The organism is Arthrobacter sp. 3Tela_A (genome assembly GCF_049311025.1).
Classification (GTDB): Bacteria; Actinomycetota; Actinomycetes; order Actinomycetales; family Micrococcaceae; genus Arthrobacter_B.
The window spans coordinates 37,116-58,176 of record NZ_JAXIOM010000010.1 but is presented as its reverse complement, the minus strand read 5'-3'; the positions used below and the strand labels follow the sequence as shown (position 1 = coordinate 58,176).

The 21,061-nt window shown below is 61.0% G+C and carries 19 protein-coding genes; 12 read left to right on the top strand and 7 right to left on the bottom strand.

What is annotated here, in order from left to right:
• The first annotated feature begins 148 nt into the window (after nt 1-148).
• Together TVC13_RS05360 and TVC13_RS05355 are read left to right on the top strand one after the other, a co-directional pair.
• Nucleotides 149-865 (top strand): NTP transferase domain-containing protein, encoded by a 717-nt coding sequence (locus TVC13_RS05360; protein ID WP_422400190.1) that lies wholly within the window; start codon nt 149-151, stop codon nt 863-865.
• Between the two features lie 45 nt (nt 866-910).
• A complete protein-coding gene (locus TVC13_RS05355) occupies nt 911-4,654 on the top strand; it encodes a CDP-glycerol glycerophosphotransferase family protein (protein WP_422400189.1) in 3,744 nt (1,247 codons plus the stop codon).
• A 199-nt stretch (nt 4,655-4,853) separates the two neighbouring features.
• Here TVC13_RS05355 and TVC13_RS05350 read toward each other — a convergent pair whose 3' ends face one another.
• Nucleotides 4,854-5,717: an acyltransferase gene (locus TVC13_RS05350; RefSeq protein WP_422400188.1), complete on the bottom strand. Its 864-nt coding sequence runs from the start codon at nt 5,715-5,717 to the stop codon at nt 4,854-4,856.
• A gap of 771 nt (nt 5,718-6,488) precedes the next feature.
• On the opposite strand from TVC13_RS05350, the gene TVC13_RS05345 reads away from it, so the two are divergent.
• Nucleotides 6,489-7,415, top strand: a complete 927-nt coding sequence (locus TVC13_RS05345) for a glycosyltransferase (protein WP_422400187.1) — start codon at nt 6,489-6,491, stop codon at nt 7,413-7,415.
• A gap of 106 nt (nt 7,416-7,521) precedes the next feature.
• Here the strand turns inward: TVC13_RS05345 and wecB are convergent, their stop codons facing one another.
• Both wecB and TVC13_RS05335 read right to left on the bottom strand, forming a co-directional pair.
• Nucleotides 7,522-8,628 carry a non-hydrolyzing UDP-N-acetylglucosamine 2-epimerase gene (gene wecB, locus TVC13_RS05340; protein WP_422400186.1) on the bottom strand — a complete coding sequence of 369 codons (1,107 nt, stop codon included), beginning with the start codon at nt 8,626-8,628 and terminating at the stop codon, nt 7,522-7,524.
• Between the two features lie 106 nt (nt 8,629-8,734).
• Entirely contained in the window at nt 8,735-8,986 is a 252-nt protein-coding gene (locus TVC13_RS05335) for a hypothetical protein (protein WP_422400185.1), read from the bottom strand.
• A gap of 187 nt (nt 8,987-9,173) precedes the next feature.
• Here TVC13_RS05335 and TVC13_RS05330 point away from each other — a divergent pair, with 187 nt between their 5' ends.
• The 3 genes from TVC13_RS05330 to rsmD are packed head-to-tail and all read left to right on the top strand — an operon-like array spanning nt 9,174 to nt 13,039.
• Nucleotides 9,174-10,163 (top strand): DAK2 domain-containing protein, encoded by a 990-nt coding sequence (locus TVC13_RS05330; RefSeq protein WP_422400204.1) that lies wholly within the window; start codon nt 9,174-9,176, stop codon nt 10,161-10,163.
• Between the two features lie 6 nt (nt 10,164-10,169).
• The gene (locus tag TVC13_RS05325; RefSeq protein ID WP_422400184.1) at nt 10,170-12,398 is read left to right on the top strand and encodes an ATP-dependent DNA helicase RecG; all 2,229 of its coding nucleotides are present in this window, start codon (nt 10,170-10,172) and stop codon (nt 12,396-12,398) included.
• A gap of 59 nt (nt 12,399-12,457) precedes the next feature.
• Nucleotides 12,458-13,039, top strand: coding sequence for a 16S rRNA (guanine(966)-N(2))-methyltransferase RsmD (gene rsmD / locus TVC13_RS05320; RefSeq protein WP_422400183.1), 582 nt, complete (start codon nt 12,458-12,460; stop codon nt 13,037-13,039).
• Between the two features lie 6 nt (nt 13,040-13,045).
• Here rsmD and TVC13_RS05315 read toward each other — a convergent pair whose 3' ends face one another.
• Both TVC13_RS05315 and TVC13_RS05310 read right to left on the bottom strand, forming a co-directional pair.
• Nucleotides 13,046-13,816, bottom strand: a complete 771-nt coding sequence (locus tag TVC13_RS05315) for a spermidine synthase (protein WP_422400203.1) — start codon at nt 13,814-13,816, stop codon at nt 13,046-13,048.
• A 26-nt stretch (nt 13,817-13,842) separates the two neighbouring features.
• Nucleotides 13,843-15,087, bottom strand: coding sequence for an aminotransferase class I/II-fold pyridoxal phosphate-dependent enzyme (locus TVC13_RS05310; RefSeq protein WP_422400182.1), 1,245 nt, complete (start codon nt 15,085-15,087; stop codon nt 13,843-13,845).
• A gap of 131 nt (nt 15,088-15,218) precedes the next feature.
• Between TVC13_RS05310 and TVC13_RS05305 the strand changes: the two genes are divergently transcribed.
• Together TVC13_RS05305 and coaD are read left to right on the top strand one after the other, a co-directional pair.
• Nucleotides 15,219-16,403: a polysaccharide pyruvyl transferase family protein gene (locus tag TVC13_RS05305; protein ID WP_422400181.1), complete on the top strand. Its 1,185-nt coding sequence runs from the start codon at nt 15,219-15,221 to the stop codon at nt 16,401-16,403.
• A gap of 35 nt (nt 16,404-16,438) precedes the next feature.
• Nucleotides 16,439-16,903, top strand: coding sequence for a pantetheine-phosphate adenylyltransferase (coaD, locus tag TVC13_RS05300; protein WP_422400180.1), 465 nt, complete (start codon nt 16,439-16,441; stop codon nt 16,901-16,903).
• Here coaD and TVC13_RS05295 read toward each other — a convergent pair.
• A complete protein-coding gene (locus TVC13_RS05295; RefSeq protein WP_422400179.1) occupies nt 16,900-17,484 on the bottom strand; it encodes a YdcF family protein in 585 nt (194 codons plus the stop codon). The genes coaD and TVC13_RS05295 overlap by 4 nt on opposite strands.
• 218 nt (nt 17,485-17,702) lie before the next feature.
• Between TVC13_RS05295 and TVC13_RS05290 the strand changes: the two genes are divergently transcribed.
• The 4 genes from TVC13_RS05290 to mutM all read left to right on the top strand — a co-directional run bounded on the left by TVC13_RS05290 (nt 17,703) and on the right by mutM (nt 20,242).
• The gene (locus TVC13_RS05290; RefSeq protein WP_152227418.1) at nt 17,703-18,266 is read left to right on the top strand and encodes a YceD family protein; all 564 of its coding nucleotides are present in this window, start codon (nt 17,703-17,705) and stop codon (nt 18,264-18,266) included.
• A 2-nt stretch (nt 18,267-18,268) separates the two neighbouring features.
• Nucleotides 18,269-18,472: a 50S ribosomal protein L32 gene (gene rpmF, locus TVC13_RS05285; protein ID WP_055240805.1), complete on the top strand. Its 204-nt coding sequence runs from the start codon at nt 18,269-18,271 to the stop codon at nt 18,470-18,472.
• Between the two features lie 82 nt (nt 18,473-18,554).
• Nucleotides 18,555-19,271, top strand: coding sequence for a ribonuclease III (gene rnc / locus TVC13_RS05280; RefSeq protein WP_422400178.1), 717 nt, complete (start codon nt 18,555-18,557; stop codon nt 19,269-19,271).
• A gap of 8 nt (nt 19,272-19,279) precedes the next feature.
• Nucleotides 19,280-20,242 carry a bifunctional DNA-formamidopyrimidine glycosylase/DNA-(apurinic or apyrimidinic site) lyase gene (gene mutM / locus TVC13_RS05275; protein ID WP_422400177.1) on the top strand — a complete coding sequence of 321 codons (963 nt, stop codon included), beginning with the start codon at nt 19,280-19,282 and terminating at the stop codon, nt 20,240-20,242.
• On the opposite strand, the gene TVC13_RS05270 is transcribed toward mutM, so the two are convergent.
• Entirely contained in the window at nt 20,243-21,061 is an 819-nt protein-coding gene (locus TVC13_RS05270; protein ID WP_422400176.1) for a serine hydrolase domain-containing protein, read from the bottom strand. It abuts the gene before it with no gap.

The following is a 21,061-nucleotide window of genomic DNA, read 5'->3' as shown; positions in this document are numbered from 1 at the left end:
TATTCATGTTCCGTTTACCGGCAGGTATCGTGGGGGCGGGGGAAGTACAGCTGTTTCTTTTACAGCTGTACTTGGAATTGTGGTTGGCTGCTGCTCTGCGATGTCCCTCTCGGAATCATCAAGATCCACAACCGACAGGAATGGCACCATGACAGTACAGGCCGTAATTCTCGCAGCGGGCATGGGCACCAGGCTCGCCCGCCCGCACCCCAAATCGATGACCCAGCTCGATGACGGCCGCACAATCATGGAGCAGCAGGTAGAGAATCTGCGTTCGGCATTCGGAGACGAACTGCATTTGACCATTGTGGTCGGCTATAAGCTCGAGCAGATCATGGAGCATATGCCGGATGCGTCCTTCGTCTACAACGAGGCTTTCGACCAGACAAACACCTCCAAGAGCCTGCTGAAGGCCCTCAAAAATTCCTTTGAAGGCGGTGTGCTTTGGATGAACGGCGACGTCGTCTTCGACCCGGCCATGCTGGGAGAGCTGGCACCGCTCATCGAAGCAGATGAGTCCTTTGTAGCCGTGGATACCTCTGTTGTCTCTGACGAGGAGGTCAAATACACCGTCGACAGCGAAGGGCACATCCTTGAGCTTTCCAAAGCCGTCAAGAACGCCCTGGGCGAGGCTGTGGGCATCAACTACGTAGCCTCGGGGGATAAGAAGTACCTGGTGAACCGCCTCGCGGAAGTTGATGACCAGGAGTACTTCGAAGGTGGCATCGTCAAAACCATCGAGCACGACTCGGTGCCATACCTTCCGGTCGATATCAGCCGCTTCTATGCGGTGGAAGTCGATTTCGCCGAGGACCTCGTCCGTGCGAACCAGCAGGTGTTCAGGTCCAGCACAAACGTCAGGTAGACGACTCTTGGTGCTGTTCTGGAAAACCCTCGACAGGAGAAAATCGTGATCGGCTGGCAGGCTTTGTATGCCTTGGCACGCAACTTGGAGAAGAAGGAAGACTGGAAAGGAGCAGCTAGCCAATACGAACGGATCCTCCGCCGTGGCTCCGCAGAGCCCAAGGTGTACTTTAGGCTGGGACATGCTTATTTCCGCATGAATAGTTTGGCAGAGGCTTTGCAATACCTGCGGCAGGCGGTCGATATGGACCCGTCGAATGCTGATTGGCAATACCGGCTAGGCTTTGTACTTGAGAGGACTAAGGCTTATCAAGAGGCGCTGTCGCACTACCGGACAGCGCTGGAACTGGTCCCTCAGCGCACAGAGTGGCACCGACGCATTGACACTTGCAATAGGGAGATCACCCGGCTTGAAATTGCTAAGCTGAGGGAAACTAAGGCCCCTTCGTGGCGCCAAGCCGAAGCGCTTCAAGAAGCAGCAGAGTTGCATGCGGATGATGGCGCTTGGATGGAACGGACCGGGGATGCCCAATTCAAAATGGGCCAGTATCAGGCCGCAGCCGAGTCTTACGTGAAGGGCACTAAATCCCGGAAACAGGATGCCACTTTGCACTTCAAGGCAGGCTGGGCCGCACTTCTGGCCAGTGACGAAGAACTTTCTGAACAGTACTTTGCGGAGGCGATCCGTCTAGACAAGAAACTCGGTAGCAAGAGACTTGGGATAGGTGCGTTTTTCCAGCACCGGGGTCGCTGGCAGCTCGCTGCCGATTTTTACGAGAGGACCCTGCGATCTGGCACCGAATCACCGGAACTCTACTTCCGGCTCGGTGTCGCGAAACAGAAATCCTACGACTGGTCCTCGTCGGCGGATGTGTTTAGGGAAGCAATCGCGCTTTGGCCCACCACTGGGAAGTTCCACTGGAGGCTGGGTCTCTCATACGAACGGATGGGAGAACTAAAATGTGCTGCAGAGGCCTACGCCAATGCATTGGTTTACACAGACGGTGATAGTTCTTATTGGAAGTACCGTCTAGGGTATGTGCTTCAGCGGCTGGGCCGGTTTAGTGACGCCAACGTCGCCTACTTCCTATCTCGAGAGAACTCTGCGCCGCCGTCGCCCGACTCTCAACGAAAAGTTGGGATCCTGGATTCCGCGCTTACCGCGGAACTGCGACAGAGGGTGCAGGGGCATGATCCCACGGCGCTGGGGGCTTTGGCGCAGCGTGCGGAGAGCGTGGGATGCTGGGCTGTCGCTGTTGAAGCGTACCGGGAAATCGCCGCCCGCCAGGCCAGCTTTGATGCCGGCGTCTACCATCTGCTCGGCCGAGCCCTCATGGCTATCGGAAATGATCGTGAAGCAGCAGACGCATTCGCCGAGACACGTAGATTTAAGCGCCCACACGGGGTTGACGTGTCCCTGTATTCAAAGAACGCGAACCAACTACGAAGCATGTATTACCTGGAGCACGTGGAGACTCTTCCATTGGCCGAGGATACTATCCTCTACGAAAGTGGACACGGCGCTTCTATGTCCGGCAATCCACTGCAGATCTGTAGGCAACTCGTTGAAGACGATAGGTTTACCGGGTACAAACACATCTGGGTCCTCAATCCTGGAAATAACCCACAGGAGGAGTTCAGCGGGAACGAAGATTTTATATTCGTTCCACGCGACAGCGACCTCTACCTTCGTTATCTTGCCACGGCAAAATATCTAATTAACGACAATACGTTTCCTCCCTATTTTGCACGCCGTGAGGGACAGCGCTACCTGAATACGTGGCACGGCACCCCTATTAAAACACTGGGGCGTGACATCAAGGGTGGAAACATGGACCATAAGAACGCTGCACGCAACTTCCTGCATGCAACGCACATGATCGCACCTAATAAGTTCACAGCCGATTGCCTACTTGAGAAGTACGATGTCGCCGGCATATTCGATGGGCGCATAGCGATCACTGGTTACCCCCGCGTTGATGCGTCACTCTCCGCCAGCGCGGCTAAGCGAGCAGAACTGAAACGTAAACTTGGTGTGCCTGAAGGCAAGCAGGTTGTACTTTATGCCCCGACATGGCGGGGCTCGCTAGCTGAGCGGTCCTTGGATACGAATCGTCTTGCGGCCGACTTGAAACACCTTTCATCGGGAGATTGGCATTTCCTATACCGCGGGCACTCTATGACCAGCAACCAGGAAGATGCGTCTCTGATTGCTGCACACGGCGTTCCAGCAACAGTTGACACCAATGATCTGCTTTCAATAACAGATGTTCTTATTACAGATTATTCAAGTGTATTCTTTGACTTTATTCCACTGCAGCGGCCGATCATCTATTACGCGTACGACCTCGAGTTATATACTGAAGACCGTGGGCTCTATTTTGACTTAGAATCGATGCCAGGGGTTGTGTGTGGGCAGATTGAAGAGGTTGTACAGGAGGTAACTGCTGCAGTTAAAGGTAATTTCAGAATCGATGAGACAGTCTACGCAGAGGCCACTGAACGATTCTGCTCTCTGGAGGACGGTGGGGCTACGAAAAGGGCTGTCCAGTTCTTCTTCTTCGAGGACTCGTCCTTCGAGATGCCAAACAAGCAGGACGATAAGACCAACGTGCTCATGTTCCAAGGATCCTTTATGCCTAACGGAATCACGTCTTCCTATCTGAATCTCGTAGCGCACATCGATCCTGAAAGTACAAACCTATACACAGTGCTGGATCCAGTCGCCCTCGCATCGGAACCATCGCGTATCGAGAAATTCGCAGAACGGCCTGACCATGTCCGAGTCTTGGCTCGCGTGGGAGCACATCTAGTGACTCCTGAGGAGCGCTGGGTAATCGACAAGCTTAACCACCAGCATTCTTTGGCGACCGAGGAAATGTGGGACATAGTCCGGCGCGCCTTTGCCAGGGAGTTCGCCCGCGTATTCGGTACCGCCTCATTCAATACAATAATCTGTTTTGAAGGTTATGCCCGATTTTGGGTGTCTCTTTTTGCGTCAGCCCCCGAAGCTGTTGCCGCAAAGAAGGTCATATATCTCCACAACGATATGCATCGTGAGTGGCAGGAACGTTTTGAGTATCTTGAGTCGAACTTTAGAATGTACCGCCACTTTGACGCGCTAATTTCGGTTACAAAGAGTGTGAGGGACGAGAACCGGGCCAACCTCGGAACCAAGTTTGGCGTGGAGTCAAATCGGTTTACCTACGCGAACAATCTTGTGAATCCTGTCCATACTCTAGAGATGGCGACTCAGCCACTTGATGAGGATATCGCCGACTGGGTTGGCGACTGTGACGCCCTCTTTGTGACCATGGGAAGGCTCTCGCCTGAAAAGGGCCACAAAAAACTGGTTCAAGCATTTGAACAGGTTCTCGAGGACAGGCCTCACGCCAAGCTTCTTATATTGGGCCATGGGCCCCTACATGATCCCCTCCAGGATCTCATCGCAGAATTAGGCCTCGAGGATTCTGTCCTTTTGGCCGGGCGACGAGTAAACCCCTTTCCCGCTCTTAAACGCGCTGATTGTTTTGTCTTTTCTTCAGAGTATGAGGGGCAAGGACTGGCCGTGCTTGAGGCGCTTATCCTCGCTAAACCGGTTATATCAACGGACGTTGTTGGCCCTAGGAGCGTCCTTGAAGAGGGGCATGGCCTGTTAGTTGAGAACAGTATCGAAGGGCTCGTTTCGGGATTTAAAATGTTCTTCTGCGGCGGCATTCCCAAACGGCGGTTCGAAGTGGATGTTTACCAAAAGGAAGCGATGGAAAAGTTTCTCACAATAGCGCTTTGAACGGTAAGCCAGAAAGCATTCTATAGCCCAAAAGATTCCGCTGGCCCGGGCTTGGTCCTGAAGCTCAAGGCCGGGCCAGCGGAACTGATCCTAGAAGATGACGTTGGTTTTTTGCATATGAGGTATCAATAAACAGGTCTGAGGTGCCACCTCGTTGAAGCACCTAGTTGAAGATTCGCATCCGCGAAATCGTCGCTGTTTATTCTTTAGTCTCGATCATGGCCACCGCTTGCCGGGACGCCATGAGGGGGACAATCATCAGATCATCGCGTTGGACCTTTTTTATCCAGCTCTCCGCTTCAGCTTCTGAGCCGAAGCGAACTGCGAACCTCTGCCCTACTGAAACTACCGTAACCTCTTGCGCGTTGTCTGCATTAGGGACTTCGGTTTTATGCCAGTAATCTGATTTTTTAACCGTGCTGGCGTCAGGCTTGTAATATGGTCTGGTGCGGGATAGGTGGGGTCTCTCCCATGCAACATCTCGCCTTACAATGCGTGCTGGGATACCAGCTGCCACGCAGTTGTTGGGCACTCGTCCTGTCACGATCGCCCCGAAACCGATGACGCTTCCATCCCCGATCTGGGCTCCGCCGAGGACAACCGCCCTTTTAGCTACCCACACATGGTTGCCGATATGAATATCTTTTGAGTTATTGACCCGAGTCTCCGTGTCTATATCGAATATCGCATGACCATCGTCGGCCCTTATTTCGTTATCACTCGCTAACATCACATCTTCACCAATAGAAACCGTAGTTCCCTCGACAGCTGATATTACACAAGAGTTTGTCGTCGTTACGTTATTGCCGATTTTGACGGTCGAGTCTTGCCCCACGCGAACAAATCCAGAAAACGTGCCGAAGCTGTTCCCCGCCATTTGGAACGTGCCGTTATCGCAGTCAAATACAACATTTAGCTTCCCAAATTTGACAGCGGAATCTATGCTCAGCGTGTTGTTTGACCCAGTAAATTCGATTCGTACGCCAGGGATCTCCTCCCCGGGGTATAGAACCCTGTTCCCGTTCTCGTCGCTATACGGTGCCAGTGAATTGAGAATGACCATAGGGCAAGTATATAGTAGTAGTGAGTGCGTCAGAGGTGAAGGTGAAGGTTTTCTTTCTTTATGTGAAATGCCGGGGCTGATGATTTGAGCGTGTGCACTGAGCGCGGTACAGGGGAAAGTATCCTCGACAAATGATCCATGATGAGGACGGGGCAGATGGACGTAGAACACGTATATATGGTGATGTTCGGTGGGATGCCATCTCGACCTACGGGACTCGCGATGTCCGTTTTGAGGCGCGCATGGGCATTCCGTGAGGCTGGCATCGGAACGACAATTCTCGTAGACAGTTTCTATCCCGACTATGACCTGCACAATGCCGAACTAGAGGCGTCCGATCGAATCGGTGACCAGGTTTCAGTACGGTATATGTATCACGACCTTGCGGGTATCGAAGCGTACTCCCAGCCTGTGTCATACTCCAGCCCTCTAGGTAGCGAAGGGTGGGAGTATACGCCACTGAAAGGTAAGGACGATGTCCTTCTTGGCCGTCACCAGGGTGTATATGCGCAACGAGTTCTGCTTCGTGATGGCCGTGTTCTATTTATCGACCACTTGCGCGACGGCGTTTTCGAAAAACGCGTTTGGCATGACATAGCAGGCCGTGCGTGCAAGTCAGAGAGTATGGGGTCGTCCGGGAAACCGCGCGTTGTCCAGTATCTGGATCGAATGGGCCGGTGCTATCTTGAGGAGTCACGGGATGAGACTTCCCAGCGAGTCATAGGATGCGAGGTCTATCCGCGATCCGAGAATAGCTGCAAATTCGCGAATATGGTTGAGGTCTTTCTGTATTGGATGCAGAGTTCGGTTCTGGAGGGGCAACACAAACCCGTGATCATCTCAGAATACGGAGTGCGTAGACTCGCACTCGAGCAATTGGCGGCCGAATTTGATGCCCAGGTCATCTACACGCTTCATAGCAACCATCTGGCAGCGCCACACCGTTACGGCAGTCCCGTTCGGCTCGAAATGAAGGATTTGCTGACACGTCGAAGTGCCGATAATCCACTTGTTGTGCTGACGGACGAGCAACGTCTGGATCTGTGGAAGCTCTATGGATGGGATGAGTCTATCCATGTGATCCCCCACTACATACACGGTGTGGAGCTCGAGCGACCTCGTGATCCAAGGAAGGTTGTGATGGTGGGCCGATTCCACAAGATTAAGGGCCAAGCGGCGGCTATTCGTGCTTTCAGGCGCGTTGTAGACGCTGTCCCCGACGCAAAGCTCGTCTTTTATGGGAGGGGGAGTGAGGAAGCTGCTATGCTCCGGTCCATTGAGGAACTGGGCATCACTGAAAGCGTGAGTATTGCGGGATTTACCTCGAACGCGGACGAGGTGTTTGCTGGTTCCGCCGTGTCCATTGTTGGCTCAGATTATGAAGGATTCTGCCTTTCATTGGCTGAGAGTATGGCTCAAGGTTGCATCCCGGTTTCTTACGATATCAAGTACGGGCCAGGGCAACTTATTGATAATGGCACCAATGGGTTCCTCGTTGACTATGGGAACGAAAACGAACTCGCCGACGCAATAATCCTGTGCCTCACAGATCCGGTCAGACAAAAGGCGATGTCCATAGACGCGGTTCGGATTAGAGAGACATTATCGAAGGAAAGATTTATTGAAGAATGGCGTGCGGTGTTCGAGACGTTGAGCGATCCGACCCGAAGCTCGCGTCGAATCACTTCGAGCGTTTAAGGGGGTGTGCTGCAAGCCGCTGGCCAAAGGTCTAGCGTGCACCGGGGGGGCCGTCAGCATTTGGTGGAGCAGTACACGAGAAGTGCGGTCCGACAAATGCGGGCGGTTACGGATGGATAGAGATCTTTGCCAAGGCATCAACGCTCTGACGAGCAGCAGTCCCATCCCCGTAGGGATTCATCGCTTCCGACATGGTTCCGTAAAGCTCTTTATCATGCAGCAACGCCAATACCTCCGACACCAAACGCTCTTCATCGGTACCGATCAGCTTGGCAACGCCGGCGTCAACGGCTTCGGGCCGCTCAGTGTTTTCGCGCATAACCAGCACAGGAACACCCAGGCTGGGAGCTTCTTCCTGCACGCCGCCGGAATCAGTGAGCACAATATGGGACATGGCCAGGAGACGGCAGAATTCGCCGTAGTCGAGGGGCTCAAGGAGCATAACGTTCGGCTTGTCCTGAATGGCAGGAACAACGGCAGCCCGGACAGCCGGGTTCATGTGCAGCGGAAGAACTATCTGCAGGTCCGGTTCGGCGTCGGCAATCCGGGCCAGGGCGCGGCCCATGCCACGCATCGCCTCACCCAGGTTTTCACGGCGGTGGGTGGTAACCAGCAGGATGCGGGAGTCGCTCTGCGCGAGTTCCTCAAGCCGCGGATCCGTAAACGGCACCTGCTTCTCCACGGTCATAAAGAGCGCATCAATAACCGTATTCCCCGTAATAACGATGTCTTCACCCGGGACATTCTCCCGCAGCAGGTTCTCCCGGCTGGCCGCGGTAGGGGCCAAATGGAGGCTTGCCAGCTGGGACGTGATCTTTCGGTTGCCTTCTTCCGGGAACGGCGAGAACGGATCACCGCTGCGCAGGCCCGCCTCCACATGCACTACAGGAATGCGGTGGTAGAAAGCAGCCATTGCTGCTGCCGTTGAAGTGGTTGTGTCGCCCTGGACAAGGACGGCGTCCGGCCGGTTCACGCTGAAAAGCTTGTCCAGGCCATCGATGGTGCGGGAAAGAATGCCGTTCAGGGACTGGCCGGGTTCGAAGATGTTCAGGTCATGGTCCGGAATGATGTCAAAGAGGCGGTTGACCTGGTCAAGCATGGACCGGTGCTGGCCCGTGACCGCGACAAAACAGTCCATGGCGTCAGTTCGCCTGAGCTCCGCGACGATCGGGGCCATCTTGATGGCCTCCGGCCGGGTCCCGTAAATGGGCATAATAAGCGGCACGATTTTTGTCCCCCATGAACGTTAGATAGTGCGTAGTCCGCCCATACTAGCGTCAAAACGCCATTTTGCCCTTGAATTTTTTGTCTGCCCGTGGTCACCCAAAAAGGACGAGCAGCACAATCAGTGCCGGAACGCTGAGAAAGACCATGCCGGTCAGGACGCCCGCCACGAGCCGCTTCCGACGGTACGAGGCGTCATAGTCCGGCCGCAGAGCGTCAGGGGGACGGACCGGTCCCGGCTCCGGGATGTCCTCCGGCCTGCCGGCACCGTCCTCGGGTGCAACGGCGGAGTCGGGCACACGCATATGGCGTGCAGCGGGTATATCCGCATATTTCGGCTCTCGCATGGTTACTACCTTGGCATATTCCGGCTCCGCTTATCGGCTGCTGTCAGGGCCCTGCGGTAGGCTTCCTACTGACCATGCCGGTTCGAAGGACAACGATGTTCAACGAAGATAATCCGGAGGAGAAGCATGAGCAGCAGCACGGAACGGGATTACCTTGCAGACTAAGATCACCGCAAACGCGCAGGCGCTGAAGCGATGGTTGAGCAAAGCCGAGGTGTCCCTGGGAAACCACAGCGACCGGCTGAACGCCATCAACATATTCCCCGTGGCCGACGGCGACACCGGCACAAACCTCTACCTCACCATGCGGGCGGCTTCGGCAGCTGCCGCAGACCTGGAAACGCAGGACATTGGCGAACTGCTCTCCGCAGCAGGCCGTGCGGCCATGGAACAGGCCAAGGGAAACTCCGGCACGCTCCTGTCCGTCTTCCTGACCGCGCTGGCTGAACCGCTGCAGGGAAACACCCGGCTCTCCGCGCCGCTGCTTGCCCGTTCCCTCGAGCGTGCACAGCTGCGTTCCTGGTCCGTGCTGAGCGACCCGGTGCCGGGAACAATGCTCTCCGTGCTGGAAGAAGCAGCGCGCGGAGCCTCCCAGGTGGACGCCGCCCAGACCGGCGATGACAGCAATGCAGGTCTGGCCGAAACCCTGCGCGCCATGATGACCAGTGCCCTCGCAGCCGTCGTGCGCACCGAAGAGCAGCTGGAAACCCTGACCGACGCCGGCGGCGGGGACGCCGGAGGTGTGGGATTCCTGCTGGTGCTCGATGCGCTGCGCGCCGCGGCCCTGGGTGAGGAGCTGCAGGGTGAGCTACTCGACGGGCTGCATGGCTACGACGTGCAGGATCCGCATATCCACGGCACCCAGCCGCAGCTTGAAGGTGTGGAAGTCATGTGCACCATCACGCTCAGCCCCCTGGACGCCGCCACACTGCGGCTGCAGCTGGACGAGCTGGGCGAGTCCGTGATCATGAGCGCCGTCAGCCCGGTGGGGGAGGGCTACCGCTGGCGGGTCCATGTCCACACTCCCGACGCCGGGGCCGCGATGGACGCCCTGCACGCCGTGGGCGAGCCGACCAACGTCACCATCACCGAACTCTCCGCCAACGGACACCAGACCACGGAAATCCCGCAGGTCCCGCTGCCCGGCCAGCCCGCCGGTTTCGCGCGCGAAGCCTAGAGGCCCATGCAGGACAGGATTCCCGGCGAGCTCGACTATCCACTCAACCGCCGGATCGGAAAGAAATCTGCGGACAAGATAGAGAAGCAGCTCGGCATCACCACGGTGGGCCAGCTGCTGCTCCACGTGCCGCGGCGCTATATGGAACGCGGGGAACTCACCCGGATTTCCGAGATCCCGTTCGACGAGGAAGTCACCCTCATAGCGAGGGTGCAGAGCAACAACTCGCGCCGTATGCAGACCCGTAAGGGAATGATCGTGGAAATCACGGTCACTGATGACGACGACGCCGGCGCCCTGGGGCTGCTCCACCTCACCTTCTTCAACGGCTACGGCGCGCTCAAGGACCTGCAGCCGGGCACCCGTGCAATGTTCTCCGGCAAGGTGGGCATCTACAAGCACCAGCTGACTCTCACCAACCCGAACTACGTGCTGCTCAGCGACGAAGCGGATGACGAAGAGGAGGCCAAACGGCCCATCCCCGTCTACCCGGCCACAGCGAAGCTGACCAGCTGGGAAATCAAGACCACCATCGACCTGCTGCTCGACTCGCTCCAAACCGAACGCCTCCGCGACCCGATCCCGCCGGCCATCCGTTCCCGGGAGCGCCTGATGGGCATGGCCGATGCCTTCAACGCTATCCACCGCCCGGCGGTCATCGAGGACGCCTACAAGGCCCGGCACCGCTTCCGCTACGAGGAAGCCCTGGTGCTGCAGACCGCGCTGGCCCGTCGCCATGCCTTCACCGCGGAACAGGATGCCACCGCCCGCCCGCCGCGACCCGGCGGGCTGCTGGACGCCTTCGATTCGGCGCTGCCGTTCACGCTCACAGCGGGCCAGGCTTCCATTGGTGAGGAACTTGCGGCTGACCTGGCCAAAGCGCATCCCATGAACCGGCTGCTGCAGGGCGAGGTTGGGTCCGGCAAGACCCTGGTGGCACTGAGGGCCATGCTGCAGGTGGTCGACGCCGGCGGCCAGGCAGCACTGCTGGCACCCACCGAAGTCCTGGCGGCCCAGCACTACGCCTCAATCACCCGGACACTTGGCCCGCTGGGCCAGGCCGGAATGCTCGGCGGCAGCGAAACCGCCACCCGGGTCACCCTGCTCACCGGCTCAATGTCCGCCGCGCAGCGTAAGGCAGCACTACTCGAAGCGGCCTCCGGTGCCGCGGGAATCGTCATCGGCACCCACGCCCTGCTCTCCGAACACGTGCAGTTCGCGGACCTGGGGCTGGTCGTGGTCGATGAACAGCACCGGTTCGGCGTGGAGCAGCGGGACATCCTGCGCACCAAGGGCCGCGACTCCACTCCGCACCTGCTGGTCATGACCGCCACCCCGATTCCCCGCACTGTGGCCATGACCGTCTTCGGTGACCTGGATGTTTCCACCCTCACGGAGCTGCCTGCCGGACGGGCGCCGATCTCCACCTACCTGGCGCCGCTGGCAAACAAACCGGCCTGGGGCCCGCGGATCTGGGCGCGCGCCCGGGAAGAGATCGACGCCGGACGGCAGGTTTACGTGGTCTGCCCCAAGATCGGGGAGAAGGAAGAGGAACCCGGAACAGAGCTGGCACTGCTGGAGGAACTGCCGCAGCAGCCCGCCGCGCCGCGGAAACAGCGTCCGCTGGCTTCCGTCCTGGAAGTCCTCGAACGGCTCCAGGAACTGCCGGTGCTCTCTGGCACCCGGCTGGGCATGCTTCACGGCCGGATGGACCCGGCGGAGAAATCAGCCACGATGGACGCCTTCAACCGCGGCGAAATAGACCTGCTGGTTTCCACCACCGTGATTGAGGTGGGCGTGGACGTGCACAACGCCACCATGATGGTGATCCTGGACGCCGAGCGCTTCGGGATATCCCAGCTGCACCAGCTGCGCGGCCGGGTGGGCCGCGGCGGCCTGCCCGGAACCTGCCTGCTGGTGACCAACCTTGAGGACGGTCATCCCAGCCGGGAACGCCTGGACGCCGTGGCAGCCACCACCGACGGCTTCGAGCTCTCCCGCCGGGACCTGGAACTGCGCCGCGAAGGTGACATTCTGGGCGCCTCACAGTCCGGCGGCCGGTCAACGCTGAAGCTGCTGCGTGCCATCCAGGACGAAAAGGTCATCGAACGCGCACGGGCAGATGCCCAGGCACTGATCCAGGAAGACCCGGACCTGCTGGAGCATCCGGCCCTGAACGAGGCGATCGAGGCGTACCTGAACCCGGAGAAGGAAGCCTTCCTGGACCGCGGCTGACTGCCTGCGGAAGGCACCCGGATGCCGGACGGCACCCGGCCGCTGGATAGAGTGGAAACATGAGCCGCATCATTGCCGGAGTCGCCGGCGGATCCACCCTGTCCAGTGTTCCCGGATCGGGCACCCGGCCCACCACCGACCGGGTGAAAGAGGCGCTCTTCTCCCGGCTGGAGTCCTACGGGATCCTGGACGGAGCGTACGTACTGGACCTCTTTGCCGGATCCGGTTCCCTGGGTGTGGAAAGCGCCAGCCGCGGCGCCGCACGCGTAGACCTGGTTGAACTGGCCGAGAAGGCAGCACAGGTCTGCCGCAGCAATGCCTCGCTGGTCAACAAGGTTCTCGGTTCGGAGCGGGTGCGCGTACACCGGACCAAGGCGGAGTCCTATCTGCTCCGCGTACCGCCGGGGCTGGTCTGGGACCTGGTTTTCCTCGACCCGCCCTACCCGCTGGAGGAGGACGGCCTGGCGGCCGTGCTTCAGGCGCTTAGCCCGCGGCTGGCGGACGGCGCCGTCGTTGTGGTTGAACGTTCGACCCGTTCACCCGAACCTGCCTGGCCGAGCGGCATGGAACGCTTCAGTGAAAAGTCCTACGGCGAGACAACCCTCTGGTTCGCCGAACCGGCGCAGAAAGAGGACCAGTAGCTTTCCTCAGCGTCCAGTCGCAAACGCGTCCAGGTCAGCTCCGGTCAGCACGGCGGCCGGATGGGGCCCGGCCTGCAGCAGGAACTGTGTCCACTCCGCCGGCCAGCGGTAAGGCACCGCTGCCAGGACAATGTTCCCGGGATGCCTGCCGGTAAACATCGAAACGTCACCCAGTGCAGCCACTTCGCCGCCGGCCGCAGCGAAAACCTGCTGCAGTGCCTTCGTCTGCCGGCGCGCGAACGCCAGCGGGGGATCGTCGCCCACGTTCACCAGCAGCACTCCCCGTTTGGAGAGCAGACCCAGCAGTTCCGCGTAGTAGCCAGGGTCCGCCAGATGCTCAGGAGCATCCGCACCCGCGAAGACATCCAGCACCACGGCATCGAACGAGCCGGCTTCGAACCGCTCAAGTTCCGCGCGCGCGTCGCCGGTCACCGTCTCGAGCACGGTTCCCTCCGGCAGCGGCAGGTAGGACAGGACGTAGTCCAGCAGTTCACGTTCAAGTTCGACGGCGGTCTGCTCCGACCCCGGGCGCGTCGCCTGCACGTACCGGGCCAGGGTGAGGGCGCCGGCTCCGAGGTGCAGGACCCGCAGCGGAGCACCCGGCGGGCCGGCGAGGTCCAGGACGTTGCCGATCCGCCGCAGGTACTCGTAGAAGATCTCTTCAGGGCGGGCCAGGTTCACGTGCGACTGCTGGGCGCCGCCGATGGACAGGATCCACGCGCCGTCATTGAAGGCATCCTCATCCAGTTCGGCATGGGCGCCGATGCCGCGCAGCATCCGTGAGGGCGGTCGGTTCGCCACGTTTAGAGCACCTCTTGGAGCCGCGAGACGCGCTCCGCTGCTTCCTGCAGCACATCGAAGCGCTTGCAGAAGGCAAAACGCAGCAGCGTCCGCGTGCGCTCGGCTCCCTCGGGGTGGCAGAACATGGCCACCGGGATCGCTGCGACGCCCACCAGTTCCGGCAGCCGCCGCGCCAGGTCCGTGGCGTCGTGGATGCCCAGGGGAGCGACGTCGGCATTGACGAAGTAGGTTCCTTGCGGCTGGTATACCTCCAGCCCCGCCTTTTGGAGCCCGGCAGAGAGCACATTCCGCTTGGCCCGGAGGGTTCCGGCGATGTCGGTGAAGAACGAATCCTCCATTCGCAGTCCATCAGCGATGGCGGCCTGGAACGGGGATCCTGAGCTGTAGGTCAGGAAGCTCTTGACCGCCCGGACTGCGGCAACCAGGTCCGCGGGTCCGCTGAGCCAGCCGATCTTCCAGCCGGTCAGGGAGAACGTTTTACCCGCGGAGGAAATCGTCAGGGTGCGGTCTCCGGCGCCGGGCAGCGTGGCGACGGGAATGTGCCGGGGACCGAAGGTGAGGTGTTCGTAGACTTCGTCGGTGACAATCACGGCGTCGTGCTTCACCGCGAGGTCCACGATGCGCTGCAGCACCGTTTCCGGGAAGACTGCACCGGTGGGGTTGTGCGGATTGTTGACCAGCACCACCCGGGTGCGGTCGGTGAACGCTGCTTCCAGGGCGTCCAGGTCCGGCTGGAAGTCCGGGGCCAGCAGGGGAGCGGTGGTGTGGGTGGCGCCGCTGAGTCCGATCATGGCCCCGTAGGAGTCGTAGAACGGCTCGAAGGTGAGCACCTCGTCACCCGGTCCGGTCAGCGCCAGGAGGGCAGCTGCGATGCCTTCGGTGGCACCTGTGGTCACCATGATTTCCGTGCCCGGGTCCAGCTTCAGCCCGTAGAAGCGTTCCTGGTGTTCAGCGACGGCCTCGCGGAGCACCGGCAGCCCCATCCCGGGGGCGTACTGGTTGGCACCGGCGAGGATCGCCCGCCGGGCGGCATTGCGGATCTCAGCCGGCCCGTCCTCATCCGGGAAGCCCTGGCCCAGGTTGATCGCGTTGTGGGTGCCGGCCAGCGCGGTGATTTCCTCGAAGATCGTGATGCCCAGGTTGCCGTCGGCGCCAAGCAGGTTCGCGCCCGCTGCCGTCCGCTGCCAGGGTGCGGGCCGTCCGTCCCGGGAGTTCCGTAGCGGGCGGGTGCGCGGTGTTGAAGTCATGCCTTCCAGTATTACCCGACGGAGGCAGGAAACTGCCCGTCGGTATAGTTGCAGGCGTTTGGCGGCACGCTCCGGCCGGCTCTGAGCCCGGACCGGACACAGTGAAACGGGTGCGTGAAAGGCAGGGATAGATGGAGTTCTCCGGGCTGCTGGAAGTGGTGGCGGACCGCGCCGCCGGGGAAAACGCTGCGCCCTGGCAGAGGATCCGCGCCGGTGCGAACAACCTGCTGGAACTTCACTTCCAAAGCGGTGGACACAGCTTCACCCTTGAGATCCGGCCAGCCGGAGCCAACGCAGAGCTCTCCGTTACGGCGGACACGGAAGACTCGCGCCGGGTGCTCCGGAACGCTCTGGTAGGCAGGTTTCCGCTTTTACAGGACTCCGGAGAGCGCCATCTGCTGGGCGTTGTCCCACTGCATCCCGCGGACCTGCTTGCCGAAGCGGGGGCCAGGATCCGCGACATCACCCAAACAGCGGACGCCGTGCTGGACGCAGCCCGGCCCGGCGGGGAAGTCCCGCCCGGATTCCTCAACCTGCTCTGGTGGGATGAACGCCCCAACTTCGGTGACGCCGTCGGGCCGTGGCTCGCCGGGCGCCTCAGCGGACTGACGCCGGTGAACGGCAGGAGCCTGCGGCTGGGCACTCCGGCACTGGCAACAGCCGGATCAATTGCCGGCTGGCTGGAGCAGGACGGATCACAAATCTGGGGATCCGGGCTGATGGGTCCCTTGGAAGGGGAAAGCCTGGCACGGATGCGGTGCCTGAAGAACGTACGTGTGCACGCCGTCCGCGGCCGCAACACCCGGACTGAGCTGCAGCGCATGACCGGCTGGCACGTTCCCGAAGTCTATGGCGATCCAGCACTGCTGCTGCCCCGGTTCCTCGAGACGGACGGCGCCGCCCCCGGCGGGGGAATCGCCGTCGTCCCGCACCTTGACCACCGTGGAAGCCTGAAGAGCGCTGCGGTTCCCGGAATCACGCTCGTGGATGTCCGGGAAGGCGTCGAGACGGTGGTGCGGCAGATCGCCGCGGCACAGGTGTGCGTTTCCAGTTCCCTGCACGGCATCATCGTGGCGCAGGCGTACGGCGTGCCGTGGGTGTGGCTGCGCGTCAGTGACCGGATCATTAGCGGGGACCGGTACAAGTTCGAGGACTTCTTCACCACGCTTGATGCCGGTGCAGTCAGCGCCTGTGACGTACCTGCGGCAGCGCTCGGTCCGGCGCTGATCGGGGACCTGGCGGCCCGGGCCGCTCTTCCGGAGCTGCGAATCGACCTGGCTGCGCTGCTGGAGAGTTTCCCGCGCCGCCGTGCCTGACCCTGTCCGCGGCCGGCAACCGGTAGATTCGTTCTATGCGACGCGCTGTATGCCCCGGATCATATGACCCCATCCACAACGGCCACCTCGAAGTGATTGCCCGCGCCACGAAACTCTTTGACGAGGTGATCGTGGCCGTCTCCACCAACTACGCCAAGAAGTACCGGTTCTCCGAAGAGGAGCGGCTGGAAATCGCCTCGGAAACCCTGGGTTCCCTGGCCGGCGTGTCGGTGGTGCCCATGGGGCACGGGCTGCTGGCCAATTTCTGCCGCGACCATGGCGCCAGCACCATTGTTAAGGGACTCCGTTCCGTGCAGGACTACCAGTATGAACTGCCCATGGCCGTGATGAACCGCCAGCTCGCCGGCGTTGAAACCGTCTTTCTTGCGGCGGAGAACTCCTACACGCACCTGTCCTCGAGCCTGATCAAGGAAGTGGCGTCCCTGGGTGGGGACATCACTGACTTCGTGCCGCGCGCTGTCCTGAAGCGGCTGGGCTAGCCCACCCGGGAAGCGCACGCCGGACGGAGGAAGGCAGCGAGCACCCCGCCGGTCTCTTCCACGAACCGGCCCAGCCACTGGCGCGGCGAGAGGTCGGGCTCCGCGGCCACCATCTGCACGTGCGCGTTGCTGCACTGCTCTATGTTCGCTTCGGCCCGGACCAGATGGTACCTGGACGTAACAACAATGATGTTGTCCCAGCCGTTGTCAGCCGCCAGCCGGGCGATGGACCGGGCTTCGGCGCGGGTGGTCAGCGGCGAGGGGGTGAAGCACCGGATGGACGGGTCCTGGGTGTACTTGCAGACGATGTCCATGCTGGTGTTCCCCGGGGTGTCCGTTGTGGAGAGGACAAGCACCGGGGCGCTGCCTGAGCGCATCAGCTCCCTGCCCACCGGCAGCCGCTCTGACGCTGCGCCGGCAAGGACCACGACGGCGTCGGCCCGGCCCGGTTCCCGGGCTGTCTGCGGGTAGTAGAAAAGGTTTACTGCCACGAGAAGCCAGACCAGCAGCATTGAAACTGCGGCAGCCACGGTGACCATAAGGATCCGAAGCAGCCTGGCACGGGAACGGGAGGGCAGCACACCGTAAGCCTAGGCGACTGAGGGGCCTGCGCCGGCACCGGCTCACGCAGCGGTGCGCAGGCAGTAGACTTGACCAGGAGACGGAAACCGGGAGTGCTTCCGGCTTGCCCGAACCCCGGTTTGAGAGATTCCGGCTCCTCAGGCTAAGATGATATGTCGGTCTATGTTCTACAGGAGTTCTCATTAGCGTTTCATCGCGGTCACAACCGAGTTCCCCCTTGGCAATTAATGTCAAGGATCTCGGGCGCAGCCCGGGAACCATGCGGACAATGCATGAGCATGTGCCGGCACCGAAAGACTTCGGTGTTGCGCTTATTGGCGTGCCGTTCGGATCGGACATTGAGCTCGATCTGAGGTTCGAAGCTGTACACGAGGGGATCCTGGTCTCGGGTTCCGCGCTTGTCCCCGTCAAGGGGGAGTGCGGGCGGTGCCTGGTTCCCATCGAGTACAACGAGGACGTCGATGTGCAGGAACTCTTCTACTACGAGGACACTGAGTCCTTCGAAGAAGAAGAGGAAGAAGAGCAACGCCGGATCGAGCGAGATGTAATCGATCTTGAACCGGTTTTGCGGGACGCAGTGGTAACTTCCCTGCCGTTCCAGCCGGTGTGCCGGGAGGACTGCGAAGGCCTTTGCTCCGAATGCGGGGCGCGCCTTGAGGAGGATCCGGGTCACCACCATGAAGTCGTGGATCCTCGCTGGGCAGCCCTTGCCGGGTTGGCTGGCACCGCCGCTGAAGATGCGGCAACAAGTACAGAGTCAGACGAGAGAGAAGAGAGTTAGTCGTGGCTGTTCCCAAGCGGAAAATGTCCCGCTCGAATACGCGTGCACGCCGGTCCCAGTGGAAGGCAACTGCGCCCAACCTGGTAAAGACCGTTGAGAACGGCCGCGTTACCTACAGCCTGCCCCACCAGGCCAAGGTCGTAACCGACTCCGCAGGTACCGCGCTGTTCCTTGAATACAAGGGCCGCAAGGTAGCGGACGTCTAAGACCAGTGAACGTCCCCTTTGCCGTCTGCCCCACGGGCAGCCGCTGGAGGGGGCTCACTGCTTTTCGGGGCACAATCAGCAAGTGAAAAATACTGAAGAGCTTCTGAAGCGTCTCGGCGTCGACATCGATGCCGAGACGCTTCGTCTTGCGCTCACCCACCGTTCTTACGCATACGAGCACGGCGGCATTCCCACCAACGAACGCCTTGAATTCCTCGGCGATTCAATTCTGGGCTTCTCTGTCACGGATGCGCTTTACCGGGACAACCCCGACCTTTCCGAGGGCGAACTGGCCAAGCGGCGTTCCGCCGTCGTCAGCACCAAGGCACTGGCCTCTGTTGCCCGCCAGCTGCGGCTCGGTGACTTCATTCTGCTGGGCCAGGGCGAAAAGCTGACCAACGGCAAGGACAAGTCCTCTATCCTGGCGGATACCACCGAGGCGATCATTGGGGCGGTGTATCTGTGCCACGGCATTGAAACCGCACGCTCCATGGTGATGCGCCTGATTGGACCGCTGCTTCACGATGCCGACACCCTGGGCGCCGGCACCGACTGGAAGACCAGCATCCAGGAAATCGCTGCCGCACGGAAAATGGGCGACATCGAATACCGGGTGACAGGCTCCGGCCCGGATCACTCCCGCAGTTTTGTGGCCGTGCTGCACATCGGCGGACGTGCCTTCGGCACGGGAAACGGGCGGTCCAAGAAGGACGCCGAGCAGGAAGCCGCTGCAGACACCTGGCGCCTGCTCCGTGAGCAGGAAGGGCTCCCAAGCCCGGCAGCCCCCGCCGGCGCGTAGGCGGCGCCATGCCCGAGCTTCCCGAAGTCGAGGTAGTACGGCGCGGTCTGGCCCGCTGGGTGCGCGGCCGCACCATCACCGGCGTCGAAATCCTCGACGTGCGCTCCATCCGCCGGCACGCCCCTGGTCCCGAGGACCTGCGCGGCAATCTGGAGGGTGCCCGCGTCCTGGACGTGGCGCGGCGGGGCAAGTTCCTCTGGATGCCGCTGGTGGAAGCCTCAGCGCCCGACGCCGCACCCCCGTTCGCTCTGATGGCCCACCTGGGCATGAGCGGACAGCTGCTGATGGAAACGCCTGACCTGCCGGATGAAAAGCACCTGAAGGTTAGGTTCACGCTCAGCCCGGCCACTGACCCCGACGGCACTCCCATGCCGGAGGAGCTGCGTTTTGTGGACCAGCGGATCTTCGGCGGAGTGTTTCTGGCAGACCTGCAGCCCACCGCTGACGGGGAGCCCGGAGGCCTGTCCGAAACCGGACTGCCCCTGGTACCGGCAGAAGCAGCGCACATTGCCCGCGATCCGCTGGACCCGGCGTTCTCCTTTGACGATTTCTACCGCCGGCTGCGGGCCCGCCGCACCGGCATCAAGCGGGCGCTGCTGGACCAGGGGCTGATCTCCGGCGTCGGTAACATCTACGCCGATGAAGCGCTGTGGGCAGCGAAGCTGCACTTTGCCCGGCCCACCGACACCATGCGTCGTGCCGATGCGCTGCGGCTGGTGGAGGCTGCCCGGGATGTAATGCTCCGCGCGCTCGAAGCCGGTGGAACCAGCTTCGACTCCCTCTACGTCAACGTCAACGGAGCCTCCGGCTACTTTGCCCGGTCACTGAACGCGTACGGGCGTGAAGGCCAGCCGTGCCCGCGGTGCGAGGCAGCGGGCCTTCCCAGCATGATCCGGCGCGATTCGTTTATGAACCGGTCGTCCTACTCCTGCCCGGTCTGCCAGCGGCGCCCGCGCAACGGCCGCTGGTAGTCAGCGCTCCCGCAGTTCGGCGGCCAGGGCGTCGTTGTAAACCGGCCAGGTCTCGGCCGCCCAGGGGCCAAAGTCGCGGTCCGTCAGGGCGATGGCTGCAGTCTTCAGCTCCGGATCCACCCACAGGAACGTCCCTGACTGTCCGAAGTGCCCAAAGGTGCGCGGAGAGTTGGAGGAACCGGTCCAGTGCGGGGTTTTCCCGTTGCGGATCTCAAACCCCAGCCCCCAGTCATTCTCTTTCTGCCGGCCAAAACCGGGGAGGACTCCGGCCAGGCCTGGGAAGACCACAGACGTGGCAGCTGAGAGGGACTCCGCCGAGATCAGCCGCGGCGCCTGCAGCTCGGCAGCGAACCGGGACAGGTCAGCGGCAGTGGAGACTGCCCCGGCCGCCGGGGAACCGTCCAGGGACGTGTCCTTCATGCCCAGCGGTGCCAGGACTGCCTCGGAAAGATAGTTCGCGAACGCGATGCCCGTTGCCTGCTCCAGGTGTTCACCCAGGACCTCGAAGCCCGCGTTGGAGTACAGCCGGCGGCTTCCGGGCTCGTAGCGGACCGTGCGGTCGCCGAAGTCGTAGCCGCCGCTGTGGGCGAGCAGGTGCCGGATGGTCGAACCCTCCGGTCCTGCCGGGTCATCCAGTGCAACGGCTTCCTCTTCGAGGGCCACCTGGAAGGCGTAGGCGGTCAGCAGCTTGGTCACCGACGCCAGTGGATAACGCTTCTGCTGGTCCCCGGCGGTACCGAGCACCGTGCCGTCGGCAGCGACGACGGCGGCGGAAACGTTCTCTGCGGGCCAGGACTGGGTCTGTTCGAGAGTCTTCAT

What these genes read in the sequence shown, in the direction of transcription:
- wecB (WP_422400186.1), bottom strand. Translation starts at nt 8,628, where the DNA reads ATGCCCATTTACGGGACCCGGCCGGAGGCCATCAAGATGGCCCCGATC.
- TVC13_RS05310 (WP_422400182.1), bottom strand. Translation starts at nt 15,087, where the DNA reads ATGACTTCAACACCGCGCACCCGCCCGCTACGGAACTCCCGGGACGGA.
- TVC13_RS05345 (WP_422400187.1), top strand. Translation starts at nt 6,489, where the DNA reads ATGGTTGAGGTCTTTCTGTATTGGATGCAGAGTTCGGTTCTGGAGGGG.
- TVC13_RS05350 (WP_422400188.1), bottom strand. Translation starts at nt 5,717, where the DNA reads ATGGTCATTCTCAATTCACTGGCACCGTATAGCGACGAGAACGGGAAC.
- TVC13_RS05325 (WP_422400184.1), top strand. Translation starts at nt 10,170, where the DNA reads ATGCAGGACAGGATTCCCGGCGAGCTCGACTATCCACTCAACCGCCGG.
- TVC13_RS05305 (WP_422400181.1), top strand. Translation starts at nt 15,219, where the DNA reads ATGGAGTTCTCCGGGCTGCTGGAAGTGGTGGCGGACCGCGCCGCCGGG.
- rsmD (WP_422400183.1), top strand. Translation starts at nt 12,458, where the DNA reads ATGAGCCGCATCATTGCCGGAGTCGCCGGCGGATCCACCCTGTCCAGT.
- coaD (WP_422400180.1), top strand. Translation starts at nt 16,439, where the DNA reads ATGCGACGCGCTGTATGCCCCGGATCATATGACCCCATCCACAACGGC.
- TVC13_RS05315 (WP_422400203.1), bottom strand. Translation starts at nt 13,816, where the DNA reads ATGCTGCGCGGCATCGGCGCCCATGCCGAACTGGATGAGGATGCCTTC.
- TVC13_RS05270 (WP_422400176.1), bottom strand. Translation starts at nt 21,061, where the DNA reads ATGAAGACTCTCGAACAGACCCAGTCCTGGCCCGCAGAGAACGTTTCC.
- mutM (WP_422400177.1), top strand. Translation starts at nt 19,280, where the DNA reads ATGCCCGAGCTTCCCGAAGTCGAGGTAGTACGGCGCGGTCTGGCCCGC.
- TVC13_RS05360 (WP_422400190.1), top strand. Translation starts at nt 149, where the DNA reads ATGACAGTACAGGCCGTAATTCTCGCAGCGGGCATGGGCACCAGGCTC.
- TVC13_RS05335 (WP_422400185.1), bottom strand. Translation starts at nt 8,986, where the DNA reads ATGCGAGAGCCGAAATATGCGGATATACCCGCTGCACGCCATATGCGT.